This window comes from Saccharospirillaceae bacterium (genome assembly GCA_022448365.1).
Classification (GTDB): Bacteria; Pseudomonadota; Gammaproteobacteria; order Pseudomonadales; family Oceanobacteraceae; genus Bacterioplanoides.
The window spans coordinates 1,200,980-1,218,313 of sequence record JAKVCS010000003.1 but is presented as its reverse complement, the minus strand read 5'-3'; the positions used below and the strand labels follow the sequence as shown (position 1 = coordinate 1,218,313).

13 protein-coding genes are annotated in these 17,334 nt (G+C 47.5%); 5 read left to right on the top strand and 8 right to left on the bottom strand.

The genetic code is table 11. From position 1 onward, the window contains the following. Positions 1 to 140: 140 nt before the first annotated feature. The 4 genes from trpE (at position 141) to trpC (ending at position 4,300) form a co-directional block, all read left to right on the top strand. Complete coding sequence (trpE, locus tag MK185_09190) at positions 141 to 1,628, top strand: anthranilate synthase component I (protein ID MCH2040795.1); 1,488 nt, start codon at positions 141 to 143, stop codon at positions 1,626 to 1,628. Between the two features lie 18 nt (positions 1,629 to 1,646). Beyond that, positions 1,647 to 2,231, top strand: coding sequence for an aminodeoxychorismate/anthranilate synthase component II (locus MK185_09185; protein MCH2040794.1), 585 nt, complete (start codon positions 1,647 to 1,649; stop codon positions 2,229 to 2,231). A 15-nt stretch (positions 2,232 to 2,246) separates the two neighbouring features. Next, the gene (gene trpD, locus MK185_09180; GenBank protein MCH2040793.1) at positions 2,247 to 3,293 is read left to right on the top strand and encodes an anthranilate phosphoribosyltransferase; all 1,047 of its coding nucleotides are present in this window, start codon (positions 2,247 to 2,249) and stop codon (positions 3,291 to 3,293) included. Between the two features lie 206 nt (positions 3,294 to 3,499). After that, a complete protein-coding gene (gene trpC / locus MK185_09175) occupies positions 3,500 to 4,300 on the top strand; it encodes an indole-3-glycerol phosphate synthase TrpC (GenBank protein MCH2040792.1) in 801 nt (266 codons plus the stop codon). Between the two features lie 85 nt (positions 4,301 to 4,385). Here trpC and argF read toward each other — a convergent pair whose 3' ends face one another. The 6 genes from argF to MK185_09145 form a co-directional block, all read right to left on the bottom strand. Beyond that, positions 4,386 to 5,300 (bottom strand): ornithine carbamoyltransferase, encoded by a 915-nt coding sequence (gene argF / locus MK185_09170; protein MCH2040791.1) that lies wholly within the window; start codon positions 5,298 to 5,300, stop codon positions 4,386 to 4,388. A 6-nt stretch (positions 5,301 to 5,306) separates the two neighbouring features. Next, on the bottom strand, positions 5,307 to 6,476 hold the full coding sequence (locus tag MK185_09165; protein MCH2040790.1) for an aspartate aminotransferase family protein: 1,170 nt from the start codon (positions 6,474 to 6,476) through the stop codon (positions 5,307 to 5,309). Positions 6,477 to 6,957: 481 nt separating this feature from the next. Continuing rightward, positions 6,958 to 8,490 (bottom strand): OmpP1/FadL family transporter, encoded by a 1,533-nt coding sequence (locus MK185_09160; GenBank protein ID MCH2040789.1) that lies wholly within the window; start codon positions 8,488 to 8,490, stop codon positions 6,958 to 6,960. 341 nt (positions 8,491 to 8,831) lie between these two features. Further along, positions 8,832 to 9,692 carry a TIM44-like domain-containing protein gene (locus MK185_09155; protein MCH2040788.1) on the bottom strand — a complete coding sequence of 287 codons (861 nt, stop codon included), beginning with the start codon at positions 9,690 to 9,692 and terminating at the stop codon, positions 8,832 to 8,834. A 103-nt stretch (positions 9,693 to 9,795) separates the two neighbouring features. Beyond that, on the bottom strand, positions 9,796 to 10,797 hold the full coding sequence (locus MK185_09150; GenBank protein MCH2040787.1) for a hypothetical protein: 1,002 nt from the start codon (positions 10,795 to 10,797) through the stop codon (positions 9,796 to 9,798). 15 nt (positions 10,798 to 10,812) lie between these two features. Further along, positions 10,813 to 12,012: a hypothetical protein gene (locus tag MK185_09145; GenBank protein MCH2040786.1), complete on the bottom strand. Its 1,200-nt coding sequence runs from the start codon at positions 12,010 to 12,012 to the stop codon at positions 10,813 to 10,815. A 194-nt stretch (positions 12,013 to 12,206) separates the two neighbouring features. On the opposite strand from MK185_09145, the gene MK185_09140 reads away from it, so the two are divergent. Then, positions 12,207 to 13,964 carry an aldehyde dehydrogenase family protein gene (locus tag MK185_09140; protein ID MCH2040785.1) on the top strand — a complete coding sequence of 586 codons (1,758 nt, stop codon included), beginning with the start codon at positions 12,207 to 12,209 and terminating at the stop codon, positions 13,962 to 13,964. A gap of 136 nt (positions 13,965 to 14,100) precedes the next feature. Here MK185_09140 and MK185_09135 read toward each other — a convergent pair whose 3' ends face one another. Further along, positions 14,101 to 14,958 (bottom strand): TraB/GumN family protein, encoded by an 858-nt coding sequence (locus MK185_09135; protein ID MCH2040784.1) that lies wholly within the window; start codon positions 14,956 to 14,958, stop codon positions 14,101 to 14,103. A 201-nt stretch (positions 14,959 to 15,159) separates the two neighbouring features. Then, on the bottom strand, positions 15,160 to 17,280 hold the full coding sequence (gene metG / locus MK185_09130; protein ID MCH2040783.1) for a methionine--tRNA ligase: 2,121 nt from the start codon (positions 17,278 to 17,280) through the stop codon (positions 15,160 to 15,162). Positions 17,281 to 17,334: the final 54 nt, after the last annotated feature.

Here is a 17,334-nt window from a genome sequence, read left to right as displayed (position 1 = left end):
TTTCCAATATAACCGCCCGTTACAGCAGGGTCAGCATCTGACCCAGCGATGGTGTTAACGCAGTAATTTTTCTGTGATGTGGATTTGTGCCTGAAAACTGGCTGCCACAGTGTTAACCAACGAGTCTCCAAAGGTTTTATATGACACCGCAACAATTCCAGACCCTGGTTGAACAGGGCTATAATCGCATACCGGTTGCACGCCAGGTACTGGCTGATCTTGATACGCCGTTAACGACCTTCTTAAAGCTGGCTGCTCAGCCTTACACCTATTTGCTTGAGTCGGTTCAGGGTGGCGAGAAATGGGGGCGTTACTCCATCATCGGTTTGCCATGCCGTGAAATTTTAAAGGTTTATGGTCAGCAGATTCAGATCGAAAAAGACGGCGACATTGTCGAACAGTTTGATGTCGAAGACCCTCTTGAATACATCAGTGAATTTCAGCAGCAGTTTCATGTGCCGACACTGGATGGCCTGCCAAAATTTGATGGTGGTTTAGTCGGTTATTTTGGTTACGACACGATTCGTTACATCGAACCCAAATTGAAAGCCACTTGCCCAAAAGACGATCTGCAGACGCCAGATATTCTATTGATGGTGTCGGAAGAAGTGGTGGTTTTCGATAACCTCAGCGGTAAGCTGCATTTAATTGTGATGGCTAACCCAGCGGTTGAAAATGCGTTAGAAGCTGCTGAGCAGCGCATCGAACAACTGCGCCAGCAAATTCGCAAACCTTATCAGGGTGACATTGGTCAGCCGCTGGCAGCGCCTAAAGCAATCGCCGAAAGTGATTTCCGCTCGATGTTTGGCGAGCAGGAATTTATGGATGCCGTGGATAACATCAAAGAATACGTGCTATCCGGCGACATTATGCAGTGTGTGATTTCCCAGCGTATGCAGGTACCGTATTCCGGTGACCCAGTGAATATTTATCGCGCGCTGCGTACCTTAAATCCATCGCCTTATATGTATTGCCTGAATTTAGGTGATTTCCACGTGGTTGGCTCCTCACCGGAAATTCTGGCGCGATTAGAAGATGGTGAAGTGACGGTCCGTCCGATTGCTGGCACCCGTTATCGTGGCCAGACCGAAGAAGAAGACCAGGCGCTGGAAGCCGAATTATTAGGTGATCCAAAAGAGATCGCTGAACATTTAATGCTGATCGATTTAGGCCGTAATGATGTTGGTCGTGTGGCACAAACCGGTGAAGTGGAGGTGACGGATCAGATGGTGGTGGAACGTTACAGCCATGTGATGCACATCGTTTCTAACGTAAAAGGTAAAGTAAAAGACGGCATTACTGCGATGGACGTGTTACGTGCGGTTCATCCGGCGGGCACATTAAGTGGCGCGCCCAAAATCCGGGCGATGGAAATCATCGACGAATTTGAATCTACCAAGCGCGGTGTTTATGGCGGCGCTGTGGGTTATTTAAGCTGGAACGGTAATATGGATACGGCAATTGCGATCCGTACTGCTGTAATCAAAGACGGCGTACTGAATATTCAGGCGGGCGCCGGTGTGGTAGCGGACTCTGTGCCGCGTCTGGAATGGAAAGAAACCATGAATAAAGGTCGTGCGATGTTCCGTGCGGTTGCCATGGCGGAAGCCGGACTGGATCAGGAATAAGGCAGAGGAGTACACACTATGTTAGTCATGATCGATAACTACGACTCTTTTACCTACAACGTGGTTCAGTATTTTGCTGAGCTGGGCGCAGATGTAAAAGTGTTCCGCAACGATGAAATTACCATCGAAGAAATTGAAGCACTCAACCCGAAACACTTAGTGATTTCGCCAGGGCCATGCACCCCGAATGAAGCGGGTATTTCCATGGCGGCAATTAAACACTTTGCCGGTAAATTACCAATTCTTGGAATTTGTTTAGGTCACCAGAGTATTGGCCAGGCGTTTGGTGGCGATATTATTCGTGCCGGCCGGGTGATGCACGGCAAAACCTCACCGATTCATCATAAGGACTCGGGTGTTTTTGCCGGATTAACGGCAGGTTATAACGCTACCCGATATCACTCTTTGGTCATCGATAAAGATACTATTCCGGATTGTCTGGAAATTACCGCCTGGACCGAAAATGAAGATGGCAGTATGGAAGAAATTATGGGAGTACGTCATAAAGAACTGGCTATTGAGGGTGTGCAGTTCCATCCAGAATCCATTCTGACAGAACATGGCCATGATTTGTTGGCGAACTTCTTAAAAACCAAAATCTGATCGCAGGGGAATAACATGGATATTAAACAAGCGTTGGCCCGTGTGGTTGAGCAGCAGGATTTAACCACTGACGAAATGACGGCCGTGATGCGCCAGATTATGACCGGTGACTGTGACGATGCTCAAATCGGTGCGTTTCTGGTTGCACTGCGTATGAAGGGCGAAACCATCGACGAAATTGTTGGTGCGGTTACGGTGATGCGTGAACTGGCCAGCGGTGTCAACATTGAAGTCGATAACGCCGTTGACATTGTAGGCACTGGCGGCGACGGCGCTAACCTGTTTAATGTTTCGACTGCGTCTTCGTTTATCGTTGCGGCGGCTGGCGGCAACGTCGCGAAGCACGGTAACCGTGGTGTTTCTTCCAGTTCCGGCAGTGCTGATTTATTGGAAGCGGCGGGTGTAAATCTGGCGTTAAATTCTGATCAGGTTGCGGAATGTATTCATCAGTTGGGTGTGGGCTTTATGTTTGCACCTCAGCACCACAGTGCGATGAAACACGCCATTGGCCCGCGTAAAGCGTTAGGCCTGCGTACCATCTTTAACGTGCTGGGTCCTATGACCAATCCGGCGGGTGTTAAAAATCAGCTGATTGGTGTTTTCAGCAAAGAGTTGGTGCGTCCGGTTGCTGAAGTATTACAGCGTTTAGGTGCGGGCCATATTATGGTGGTTCACTCCAAAGATGGTTTAGATGAAATTTCTCTGGCGACTGAAACGTACGCCTGCGAATTAAAAAATGGTGAAATTCGCGAGTTCGAAATTAAACCGGAAGATGTGGGTCTTGAGCGTCAGGACTTAACTGGATTAAGCATTGATAGCGCTGATGAAAGTTTAGCCCTGATTAAAAATGCCTTAGGTAAACGAGACTCCGATGCCGGTAAAAAAGCCGCAGATATGCTGGCAATTAATGCTGGTGCCGCAATTTATGTTGCCGGTTTGTCGGTAAGCTTTAAAGATGGCGTTGATATGGCGGAAGACGCGATTTATAGCGGTATGGCGCTGGAAAAAATTAAAGAGCTGGCAAGCTTCTCGAAATATATTGCTGAAGACGGTCAGGGCTGATTAACCTGCCAGACCGGAAATGAGCGAAGCCATCTGATTATTTTCAGTCGCAGGATCGAAAGTTCGTCCATGAACCACGATCCTACCGCCGCATCCATGCGGCTGCTGTGAAAATATTCAAATAGCTTCCCTCCACAGAAACCTGAGTCGACTCAAAAGGTTTCGGAACACTTTAAAAATTAACTGCCGCAACAGAGCAGAGCACAATGAACACACCAACCATCTTAAAAAAGATCCTGGCGACTAAAGAACAGGAAATTGCAGAGCGCAGTAAAACTGCACCGTTAGCTGAAACTAAAGCGCAGGCGATTGATCGCGATCCGTCTGAGCTACGTGGCTTCTACCGCTCTATGAAAGCGAAAGTAGATGCAGGCCTGCCAGCGGTTATTTCTGAAATTAAAAAGGCGTCACCTTCCAAAGGTGTGTTGCGTGAGAACTTTGTTCCTGAGCAAATCGCTGAATCGTACGAAAAGGGTGGCGCGGCTTGTTTATCGGTATTAACCGATCGCGATTACTTTAAAGGCCATGAAGATTATTTAATCGCTGCCCGTAGTGCATGTTCATTACCAGTGATTCGTAAAGACTTCCTGATCGACCCATACCATGTTTATGAAGCGCGTTTATTGAACGCTGATTGTATTCTGCTGATCGTTTCTGCATTAAGCGATATGCAGCTGCAGGACCTGGCTGGCTTGGCAGAAGAGCTGGGAATGGACGTGCTGGTAGAGGTACACGATGGCGAAGAGCTGCAATCGGCGCTGAAGCTGTCCACACCGCTGGTGGGTATCAATAACCGTAACTTGCACACGTTTGAGCTGACGTTGGATACCACACTGGGTTTATTGGATCAGGTTCCCTCAGACCGCCTGTTAGTGACAGAAAGCGGTATTCTGGTTCCGGACGATGTGAAGCTGATGCGTGATAATAACGTGAATGCGTTCCTAGTTGGTGAAGCCTTTATGCGGGCTGAAGAGCCGGGTGACGAACTGCAGAAGTTGTTTTTCTGATAATCTTTGGAAAATAAAAAACCGGGCTAAAGAGCCCGGTTTTTTGTGTCAGCTAGTCCAGCGAAAGAAGGCATTCTTCTTCCTGCTACTCTTCTTCCTGACAAAGCAAAAACTCCAGCAGTGCTTTTTGAGCATGTAAGCGGTTTTCCGCTTCATCCCAAACAACAGAGCGTTTGTCGTCCAGCAAATCTTCGCTGACTTCTTCACCACGGTGCGCTGGTAAACAGTGCATAAAGACAACGTCGTCGTTCGCCAGATCCAGCAGAGCAGGAGAAACCTGATAATCCTGGAACTTAGCCAGACGATCATCCTGCTCGTCTTCCTGACCCATAGAAGCCCAAACGTCGGTCACCACCAGATCGGCGTTTTTAACCGCTTCTTTTGGATCACGCAGTACGTTTACACGATCCGCGTTTTCTTTCACCAGGTGCTCGGCCGGTTCAAAGCCTTCCGGGCAAGCCACGTTTAAGGTGAAGCCAAACTGGCGTGCGGCATTGATGTAGGAATGGCACATGTTGTTGCCATCACCAATCCAGGCAACGGTTTTACCTTTGATGCTGCCACGGTGTTCAACATAGGCCTGTACATCGGCCAGCAGCTGACATGGGTGGAAGTCATCGGTTAAGGCATTAATAACCGGCACCTGAGAAAACGCGGCGAAACGTTCGACGGTTTCGTGATCGAAGGTACGGATCATGATGACATCGACCATACGGGATAACACGCGTGCGCTGTCCTCGATGGGTTCGCCGCGACCTAACTGAGTATCACGTGGCGATAAGAAAATCGCGCTGCCGCCCAGTTGTGCCATGCCAGCCTCAAAGGATACACGGGTACGGGTCGATGATTTTTCGAAAATCATACCCAGTACTTTATTTTTTAGTGGCTCATGAATCTCGCCAGAGCGATGAATTTTTTTCAGCTCAATCGCGCGATTAACTACCCAGTCTAATTCTTCCGGAGAGAGATCCAGCAGGGTTAAAAAATGTCTCACAATAATTCTCTCTTAGCCGAGTGTCGTAACTAAAGCTACGACACGTTCAACAATCTGATCGGCTTCTTCTTTATTCAGATTTAATGGCGGCAATAAACGAATCACATTGCCCGCCGTGACGTTAATTAATAACTGTTGTTCGGTAACGGCCTGAGCCATCAGCTGCGGACAATCCTGATCCATTACCAGACCAATCATCAGACCACGACCACGGATTTCCTTTAACTTACCCGTGCCTTGCAGTTTTTCCGTGAATTGAGCGCGTAAATATTCGCCCATTTCAGCGGCGTGTTCACTCAGCTTGTCTTGTTCGATGGTTTCAACCACAGCAAATGCCGCGGCACATGCCAGTGGGTTTCCACCATACGTCGAACCGTGGTTACCGGGTTGTAATACCTCCGAAGCTTTGCCATTTGCTAAACAGGCGCCGATGGGTACGCCGTTGCCCAAACCTTTGGCGGTGGTCAACACGTCCGGCATAAAGCCAAACTGTTGGTAGCAGAAGTAGCTGCCAGTTCGGCCATTACCGGTCTGGATTTCATCCAGCATGAGTAATAACTCGTGTTGATCGCACAATTCACGCGCTGCATGCAGGTAGTCTGCGGAAGCGGTCGCTAAACCTCCTTCGCCCTGAACCGGCTCCATTAATACCGCAACAATGTTTGAATCGGCCTTGATCACGGACTCCAACGCAGCGATATCGTTATAAGGCACTCGGACAAAGCCGCTGACCAGTGGACCAAACCCTTCGTGTACTTTGGCATTACCGGTGGCTGACAAAGTGGCCAGAGTACGGCCATGGAACGACTGAGTCATGACCACGATTCTGGCTTCATGAATGCCTTTATCGTGGCCGTATTTACGAGCGATTTTAATCGCCGCTTCGTTGGCCTCAGCACCCGAGTTGGAGAAAAACACATTGTCCATGCCAGACACGCGTCGCAGTGCTTCCGCCAGCGCTTGCTGACGTTCAATACCGTATAAGTTGGAGGTATGAATAAGCTTGTCTGCTTGTTCGCACAGCGCTTTGGTAACTGCAGGATGAGCATGACCCAGACCACACACAGCAATGCCGCTGAGTGCATCCAGATACTGCTTTCCATCTTCACCATTCAGCCAGCTGCCCTGGCCAGAAGTAAAAGTCACCGGTAAACGCCCGTAGGTGTTCATGATGGCATGCATAGGTTTGAATCCTTAAAAACGCAAAAAGGCAGCTGTTGCTGCCCTCGGGTGACGAATGATACGAAAGGGTGTGTGCTTTGTAAACACATCGCAAGGCGGTAAGGGCGCGACTCAGCAAGACGTATTTATAGAAATACCGGTCAAAAAATACATTTGCTGTGGCTGAACAGCAATCCGCGAAGACTCAGGAAATCTTGTGCCGTAACCGTACACCTCTCCGGTTGTTGATCAAACGGGTGGCATCAAATGAAAGTCACTGAGCGATAATAGCGAATCCGACTCTTGTTTTTAATGGTTGTTTTCATTGTCCGATTGTAAGCAACGTGTCATTTCTGCGTGAAGAACAGCCTGGGAGGGCATCAGTCGATGCCGGAGAGTCTGGTGTTTCGTGATGGTGACGAGACGTTAGTTCTGTAGCTGCTAAAGCAGACAAAAAAGCCCGGAAAAATCCGGGCTTTTTGAAGGATAGAGACAACCAGAATTACATGCGGTAGTTCATCTGGAAAGACAGTCCCAACGCGTTCACGTCGTACTCACCTTTGAGGTTGTCGCTACCTTTTTGCTGGTCGTTCAGGTCGTAGTTGTACTCATCAATCTTGGTTTTGTCGATGAACACATACGCGATACCTGCATCGAAGCTCCAGTGGTTATTCAGCGTGTAGGTTGCACCGGCTGTTAACCATTGACGATCATTGTCCGGCACGCGAGCGGTGCGGTGCTGGCTATCAACGGGAGATTCGTCAAAGGCGTATCCGGTACGCAAGGTCCAGTCCTGGTTTAACAGATATTCGGCACCAACTGAGTAGGAAACGGTGTCGCTCCATTTCTCGACAATGTGGCCTATGTAGTTTTCGCCCAGACCGGCGATATCATCAATCACACCCTCATCGGTAGCAATAACGTCGAAGTATTTGAATGAAGACCAGTCAGTCCAGGTTACGCCTGCGAGCAATTGCAGACGAGTGTTAAAGTCATGCGCAACACTGATGGTCGCCGAGCGTGGACCGGTTAATGGAACCTGAGAGTCCTGTTTTTCAATTTTGCCGGTTGCTGGCTGGCCAGCGGCATTCAGCGGTGTGGTGTCTGGAGAACCAGTATTGGCTGTTCGCAGTATATTCAGCTCGGTTTGAGCCGCGTCGGTATCAGCGGGTACAATTTTGTTGGAAGCAGCCGAGTAAGCCACTACGCCTTCAGATTTCTCGAACTTTGATTTTCCTTTCAACTCGAAATCCACTTCCGAGCGGTAAGCAAATCCCAGTGTGGTCGTTTGGTTGAGGTCCCACATCAAACCAAAGTTCCAGCCATAGCCGATGTCGTCACCGGATACTTCGAACTTATTCTCGTAGCCACGGTAGTCTTCCGGATTAATTTGCTGACCAGCGCTTGCAGCTTGATAAGCAGCGGCTAATGGAACCAGATCCAGTTCCTTGCTTAACAGGCCTTTGGCATAAACGATGTCGATACCCACACCGAACGAGAAGGTGTCGGTAACCTGATAAGAAAAGGTTGGCTGGATGTCGATAGCCGACAGTTGTGTTTCATCGGCAAAACCACCGGCCAAAGAGCCCTGGTCGTAATTGGTTGATGTGCCAAAAGGAGCAAAAACACCCAGGCCCACGGCCGCTTTATCATCCAGTTTGTGAACGTAATAGCCAAATGGAATCAATTTATCTTCGAGAAAGTTTCCACCGTCGTTGTAGACACCGGCTTCGCCAAATGGCGTCTGTGCAGTTTTTGGCAGGTTGCTGCTGAGTCCGGCAGGGTCGATACGCTCTCCGCTGAATTCGCCGTTCAGATTCAGGTAAGTGAAACCGAATGATGCCTGGGAGCGTTCAAGGCGACTCATACCAGCCGGGTTAAAGAAGACAACGGAAGCGTCTTTCGCTACCGCAGCACTGCCAGCAAATGCACGGCCAGATGCACTTGCAGCCTGTTCATTGATTTTAAATCCGGATGCCATGCTTTGGGACGCAAGCATAACAGCCGCAGCCAATACTGAGCTTTGCTTCAACATTAAGTGATCCTTGGGTATATCTGGTTTTTAATAAAAATGGCGTAGATGGAGCGCCAGCGCGGCGGATTATGTCAGGATGAATTGCGCCAAAATGTAACTAATTGTGCTTTTTGTGTAATTTATAGAATTACAAATATGAAACTAAGTCACGAATGAGGCGCGATGTTTGGGTTGAAACCTCGCTAAATGAGTTCTCAAGACAGCGAATAATGCAGGGAGCAGCGACGGAAGAGCGCGAACGGAAACAGCCAGAAGCGCTGTTCGACAGTAGTTTTGAAGAATGTATAAGGTCCCTGATCTGGGGTGTTCTGACCAGGGACGTAAGCATAAAGGTAGTGTGCTTACTCGGCTTCGATTCCGACGATGACCCAGTTAGAATCTGACGCGGCGGTATCGCGTTCCAGATGCCAGGTATCAAAAATACCGTCTTCAGACTTCTCCAGCTCATCTTTGCACAAACCGCGAAACAGGACGCTGATTTCAGCGACGGAACCGTTCTGGTCTGCACGCACAATGTCGGCATTTAAATCGAGGATTTCTGTTTGTGGCGGTACCATAAGGCGTTCGCGTTGTTGCTTCAGACCAGCGAACAGTGGTGCAGATACGTATTCTTCAATCACTTCCAGCTTGCCGTCATTCCAGGCTTGCTGAACAGTTCGGTAATGCTCCAGTGCGCCCTGAACAAAACCTTCGGCATCAAAACCCGGTGGCAGGTTGCGGGGCGATTGATCTTGCGCTGTCGTTGCATCAAAAGCGTGTCCTCCTGCCGGGGCATCTTTTGGCATTTCAAAGCTCTGACGTTGTTGTGGTTGCTGGCCATAACCGGCTCCCTGAATGGCAGGCTGACGTTGGGCGCCTGCCAGTGAGCGAAATATCTTCAGCGCGATAAAGGCCAACAGGGCAAACAGGATGATGTCCATAAACTGGATCCCCTCAAATGCGCCACTTCCTAATAAGGCTGCAAACAAGCCGCCGGCCAATAAGCCACCGAGCAAACCACCCATCATGCCACCGCGTTTCTTCTGTGCAGCATTCTGGCCCTGTTGTTGCTGTTTTTGCGGTTCAGATTTTTTCTTAAAAAATGGCGTGGTCTTATGGCTTTTGCCAAAGCCACCACCACCACCAAAACGCTTGGCGTGTGCTTCGCCAGCAAAGGCAAAGATCAGACAAAGGGAAGTCAGAAAGGTCAGAAAGGCTTTCATCAAGGCGTCCATTGTTAGTGTTATTGATTGGCGGAGTATATCACTGCCCGATACCTCAGGCAGTGATACTTTCAGAAGAAACCGGCGACAAGAACTCTGAAAATCAGGCGTCTTCGAGGGTGAGATAAACCAGAGTCTGATTGACCAGCTGATAGGCAATTTCGCCGAAAGTAAATGGCCCGGTCAGAGTCGCGGTTTTTCGACTTTCCAGTTCCCCATACAGGAAATTAAGTATGCAGTTAAACGACAGTGCGGCCTGATCGGTTTGCTCCGTGGCGATTGCACCTTCCAGACTGGCAACGTAATCACCAACCGGATTGGCAAAACGATAGCCCACGCCCTCAAATACAGGAGCGTATAAATCCACGGAATCGGAACCGGCTTCCTTGATCGAAACATTGACATTGACACCGTTGTAGTCGGCTACCAGGGGCAAGCGGGTATCGATGTTGTGTTCTTTCAGGTAACTGGCGAGATTGGTTGGTTGGCCATCGACTTCGCAGTTGTTAACGTTAAAGCCACTTTGTGGGAATTTGATTTCTGCGCCATTGCCCTGCTGGAACAAGTTTACAATATTAATATTAGCGAACTGATTTTCCGGCAGAGGTACGTGCATTGCGATGCCTTTATCTGCCATCAACATGCTGGCGGTACCAAACCCTACTTTGGCGCTGGCGTCTGCTTCGGCCAGGTGAGCGCCGGCAATCCAGCCGACCACCGGAGTAAAGAACATATTCGCAAATGACGGTGCATTGTCAGCATAGTTAATATGGATATCGGAACCTGCCGGGAGAATGGTGATGGTAAAGCCATTATCTGGCGCATCGCTGGCGATGTTCTCAATGGAATGCACATCATAAGGCGTAATGCGTGGCGGATTATTGCCACTGATGCCGTCGATGGTATTAACGAACGCTTTATTCTGACTGACCTCACCACCGTCTTCACCCATAAAGTAGGGAATGGTGCCTGCAATCCAGTTACCACTGGGTAACTGGGATAGTACTTTCTCATCAGCAGCGATTACCAGGTAATCACGTTGATTGATTCTTTCGATCAGAGTTTCCAGGTTCAATAACTCGGAACGGATACTAACTTTGCTCATTACTTCTAAATCCTGTTATACCGCCTGGCGTACCAGTTGGTTAATCTGTGCAACTTCCGTTTTCATGGTTCGTTGATTTTCAACGAAGAACTGGCGTAATTCTTCTGCGCACTGTTCATTACTGACTTGGCCACGTTGGCCTTTAATTTTAACCAGCAATAAACTCAGATTGATACGTTGTGTGTTAATACTGACTTTATCGTCAAGAATATCGATCCAGATATTATGATGAGCATCGGGAACTTCGGCTCCACGGCTCTCTTGCTCAAGACTCTGCGACAGACGTTTAATCGAAAGCAGTTCTGCTTTCAGGTTCGTCATGTTCTTCTTCAGATACTTCATCATATCGATAACGATTTCGCGCTTCTCAGAAAGCGCAAGGTCATCTTTGTACAAATCCTTTAATCGAGTAATGTAGAGATTAAATGCCAGATTTGATGAGATAATAGAAACACTGCCATTAAGAATATTCTCCCATACCGGGTGGTCAGGCTTGAGTGACTTCTGACGTGGTTGTGTTTGTGGCAGCGCATCATTTTTAGCGCCAATTTGTTGATATTCCGACTTTAACCGCGCTTTGTTTTTAATGAAGAATGCACGCAGTGTCGAAATTGACTCCTGAAGTGATCCTTCTCCTTTCAGCTCTGCCAGTTCAAGTTTATGCAGCAACATACGCAAAGGATTGGACTTGGTTTTAAGCGGAAACTCGCTCTTTATAATCCGAATCCAGATCGGGTCAGTTTCAAGTGGTAATAAACTGCTTGCCTGATTGTCTAATTTGTCACTTTCTGCTGCCAGAATTATTCTCTTAACAATTTCTTCCTGACTCCCTGTCAGCTCTGAGATTGTTTTCGGATCGAGTTTTTTTGAGTGACCCAATAATACGGAGTCACAAAGTTGGACGGTGTACTCTGAATCGGGCTTACCTAAAAATGAAGGAAATACCGGTGTGGTTAACCGTTTGAAGCCAGACGGCGTTGTTCTGAATTCTATCTGAGTGGCATATCTTCCTAATTGAGTATGCTTCCATCGATAGGTCTTTGCTGTTGGGTTTTCTCTGAATCTTGACCTTATAGACAGCTTTGAGCGACTGCTTTCTTCATCAATTCTGATTAAAAAACTATCCTTGTTTTCATCGATTCCTATTTCTTTGATGAAGAAAGGAGGATATATCCCTAATAGGTTTTCTACATCCTTTAAACGTAGTTTATCCATGTATTTCTTCCGCTAAAAAAAATTCCTGGTGAGCAATGAATGAAATAAAACTGTATGAATTTTAAGCGTGTAATAAAGCTTTAAAAATTTGTAACTAGTTTCTTGTCAGTAACATTCAATGTGTGTCAGCATGATAACGGTTCTCATCGCAATAACCAACTATTTGATAACCTGAACTATAAGGAAAGTAGTAAATGATAGAGTCAGCAGTAAACCTATCAGAAACCTTTAACAATTTTGAAAACCTTAGAAACTATCTGGTTGATATCTCGTTTAATAAAGGCGATGTGGTTTTTTATCAGAATGAACAAGCAACAGATTGTTATTACCTTGAGCAAGGTGTTGTTGTCCTACAATATTATGATGAAGACCTGGGAATAATGGTCGATCTCAGTACTCATCACGCAGGCGATATTATTGGTGCGATTAGTATTATCAGCAAAGAAACACGTTCTTTGACAGCGGTTGCGCGTACTCCAGTAAAAACGCAATGCCTTACTCAGGATTGTCTCGAAAAAATATCTGTTACCGATACCGAAGCCCATAAAGAGTTTCTGGGTTTGGTTAATAACAGCCTGATTAATCGCTTTAAAAACAATCAGAGCATCGTAAAAAATGATGCGGTACTTCGTACCAAAGTGCCCGCTGTCGATCAGCAGGTTGCAGCCGCTGTATCTGCACATGAAGAGTTTATCAGCTGGCCAGAGGAAAAAGTTGACCAGATTATCGAAAAGATATCCCAACTAATTTATGACAGGGCTGCGGAACTGGCATTGAGAACCCGGGAAGAATCGGGTATGGGTGTTGTTGATCATAAAATGCTAAAAATTAAACTGGGCTCACTGGATGTGGCACAGTCTTTAATTAACAAACCGGGCAATGGTGTCCTCGAGTTGGAAGCAAACGGTGTAGAGAAAATGACCATGCCGGTTGGTGTTGTATTCGGTATGATTCCAATTACAAACCCGGTCGAAACCATCGTATTCAAAACGTTGATCTCTCTTAAGTCCCGTAACGCGATTGTCATCAGCTCCCATCGTAAGGGAAGACAGGTCGGTGATTATACCGTGCAGTTAATTCGCAATGTACTGAAGGACGCAGGTGCTCCTGAAAATCTGGTTCAAACACCACTGTTACCGGCTAATCGTAAGGTGACTCAGGCTTATATGAGTCATGATGATATCAGCATGATTCTGGCGACGGGTGGTCCATCGATGGTGAAGAGTGCTTATTCGTCTGGTACACCGGCAATTGGTGTTGGTAAAGGCAATGCACCGGTGTGGATTTGTGATGATTGCGATGTCGCTGACGCGGCAGAAAAAGTGATTAACAGCAAGTCATTCGACAATGGTGTTGTATGTGGCAGTGAAAATAATTTGCTGGTAGATCAGGTAATTGTTGATGAATTCAAAGTACATGCCATCCAGCATGGTGCGGCATTACTAACGAAAGACGAAATCCGGCGTTTGCTGGAGGTTGTATTTTCTTCCAACGGTCGTATTGCTCCTGAATTTATTGGACAGACGGCGGTGGATATTTGCCTGGAAATTGGTGTTGTACGTGATTATGACATTAAGCTTATCATTGCTGATGTCGCTGCTTATGAATTCGATTCGCCGCTGTTGCGGGAAAAACTGGCGCCTGTTTTATCGCTGGTAACTGTTCACTCAGAGCGTGAAGCTCTGGATCATGTCTATGAAATTCTGGAGCTTGAAGGAAAAGGACATACTGCAATCATCCATAGCCAGAATAAAGAGCGTATCAGTGCTTTTAGCATCGTTGCACAGGTGAGTCGTGTATTGGTCGCCACCGCAGGGACACAGGGGTGTATCGGTGCTGAAAACGGTCTCAATTTATCCTGGACGTTAGGGTGTGGAACTTTAGGTGGGGGCTCGGTAAGCGATAACGTGAGCTATCAGCATTTGCAGAACACCAAACGCATTGCCTATTGATTTATCAGGGCTGTGGCCAGATATGGCATCGATTCCATATCTGGTGAAATAATAACGTCTCTGTGATGGTTCTGATTCTGCAATATACCCGGATCTTAGCGTCGCTGATGTCGTTGTGACTCCCAGTTTTAGCTTGTTATCGTAATTGTTCGATCCGGTAGTCTTGTTGTGCCAGCAAATTCAGCAAGCCATCGTTTCCTGCCAAGTGTAAGGCGCCTACTAATACGAACTTGGATTCAGGGTGTTTGATCAGATTTTTGATGCGTGGCATCCAGTTGTTATTACGTTCAACCAGCAAACTGCGATAAATTTCAGGATAGTCGGTTAGCATCGGCATATTCCCGAGCAGATTGAGTTTTTCTTCGTTACCTGTTCGCCATGCATTGCGTAAGCCATTCATCATGGCTTCCAGTTCTCGTGCGTCGGCCAGAGTTTGTTCGATCAGATTGTCTTCATTGCCCTGCGCCATATTCGCCAGATATTGAATCTGGCTCTCTATGCTTTCCAGCTGACTGGTTATTTTTCCATCGGTTTTGGCCTTATTATAAAAATAGCTGTCGACGCCTTCAGCCGTCAGTCCATATTTTTGTAATTCCTGTACGGTGATAATCAGGGTGATAAACTGTGGTTTAAAGGCCATAAATTGCTGCAGGTCGATATTGTTCAGCAGGCAGTAATTGTTTAATTTACGGAATGCATCATCGGATAGGCTGGTTTTTAATGTCTGTCCCTCCGGCAATAAGAAAGCTTGCTGGAATTGTTGCTGAAACTCAGCCGTCTCCAGCTTGCCAATATCGGTTTCAAATACCAGCCAGTTTACTTTTTCGTAAGCTTGCTCAAACTCTTTTGGCAGTGGGTAATCTTCTTCTTTTAACAAATGAAAGGTGCCGCCAAGATAAATATGATTGGCCCCTTTGCTGACTTTCCACACAAAGGACTCGGCATGAGCAGTAAGCGCGGTGAGTAATAGAGGAAGACAGAGTAAATAACGCATTGCAGGAAACCACAGCTTAAACAAGAAAACGCCCGAACAGCATACTGTTCGGGCGTTTTGATGTCACTCGAAAGCAATCACGAATCTGCATTGGATATTTTTAGCCGCACTCATCGTAGGGCACGCCCCTGTGCCTGCGATAGGCACGCAACATCCTGTTGCTGCTTTAAAAAACATCCAACACAGATTTCAGCGGATTCCTTAGAGAATTCGCATACCAGGTTTAGCACCTTCATCCGGCTCCAGCAGCCAGATATCTTTGCCACCCGGACCCGCGGCCAGCACCATGCCTTCAGACATACCAAACTTCATCTTACGAGGTGCAAGGTTAGCAATCATGACGGTCAGGCTGCCAATCAGATCTTCCGGTGCGTAAGCGGATTTGATGCCCGAGAAAACGTTACGCACATCGCCGTTGCCAATATCCAGAGTCAGCTGCAATAACTTATCAGCACCTTCAACGTGTTGGGCATTGACGATTTTGGCGACACGTAAATCCACCTTGGCGAAGTCGTCAAACTGGATTTCTGGTGCGATTACTTCGTTACCGTCCTCTCTCAGCTCTGGACCTTTCTTCTTGGTCTTTTTCTCTTTTTTCGCAGGCTTTTTCTCAGCCGCTTTGGTTTCTGCTTTCGCCGGTGCTGCTTCGCCATTTTCTTTAGCAAGCTCAGCTTTGGTTTCTTCCAGAATCGCTTCTACTTTCGCCATTTCTGCACGACCCAGCATTGGTTTAAATTTGTTGATCTCATGATCAAGCAGAATCGTGGTGCGTGCATCCCAATCCAGAGATTCCAGATTCAGGAAGGCTTTGGTTTTTTCAGCAATTTCTGGCAGTACCGGTGCCAGGTAAGTAATCAGCTGACGGAACAGGTTGATGGCAACGGAGCACACGTCCAATACTTCCTGCTCACGGCCTTCTTCTTTGTTCATTGCCCACGGGGCTTTTTCCTGAATGTACTCATTAGCGCGGTCTGCCAGTGCCATGATTTCTTTCATGGCTTTGCTGAATTCGCGTTGCTCGTACAGTTCGGCAATAACGTCGCCGCGATCAATAAAGCTTTGCACCATGTCTTGTTCAACACAGTTTTCGCTCAGCTTGCCACCCGACTTCTTAACGAAGTTTGCAGTGCGGCTGGCGATATTCACCAGCTTGTTCACAAGATCGGTGTTAACGCGTTGTACGAAGTCTTCCAGATTCAGATCGAAATCATCGACGCTGGCACCCAGCTTCGCGGCGAAGTAATAACGCAGGTAGGTTGGGCTGAGATGGTTCAGGAAGGTACGAGCTTTGATAAAGGTACCACGCGATTTCGACATCTTGGCACCATTCACGGTGACAAAACCGTGGGCGTTAACCGCCGTTGGTGTTCGGTACTCAGCTGCACTCAATATCGACGGCCAGAACAGCGCATGGAAGTTGATGATGTCTTTACCGATGAAGTGGTAAACCTCGGTTTCTGAGCCTGGCTTCCAATATTCGTCGAAGTCTAAATCGTCGCGACGCTCACACAGATTTTTGAAGCTGGCCATGTAACCGATGGGTGCGTCCAGCCATACGTAGAAATATTTGCCGGGAGCGTCCGGAATTTCAAAGCCGAAGTAAGGTGCGTCGCGGCTGATATCCCACTCTTGTAACCCTGCATCCAGCCATTCTGCCAACTTGTTAGCGACTTCGTCCTGCAAAGTGCCGGAACGAGTCCATTCTTTCAGGAAACCATCGAAATCCGGCAGTTTAAAGAAGTAGTGCTCAGATTCTTTTTCAACCGGTGTTGCACCAGAGATCGTAGAGAACGGATTTTTCAGATCAGCCGGGCTGTAAGTTGCACCACAGCTTTCGCAGTTATCACCGTATTGATCCTCAGTGCCGCATTTCGGGCATTCGCCTTTGACATAACGGTCTGCCAGGAACAGCTCTTTCTTGGGATCGTACAGCTGTTTAATCTTGCGAACGTTGATGTGACCTTTGTCGCGACAAGCTTTGTAGATAGCCGCGCTCAGCTCGCGGTTTTCTTCTGAATGCGTCGAATGAAAGTTATCGAAGGCGATCTGAAAGTCGGCAAAGTCGGTTTCGTGTTCAGCTTTTACGTTGGCGATCTGCTCTTCCGGGCTGATACCTTCTTTTTCTGCACGCAACATAATTGCAGTACCGTGAGCATCGTCAGCGCAGACGTAGGTACACTGGTTGCCACGGGCTTTCTGGAAGCGAACCCAGATATCGGTTTGAATATATTCCAGCAAGTGGCCCAGATGAATAGAGCCGTTGGCATACGGCAGGGCACTGGTCACCAGAATTTTGCGGTTGTTGCTTGATTGATCTGTCATGAGAATCGTATCTACGCGCTGAAAAATAAAAGGCGCCATTGTACGAGGGGGAGT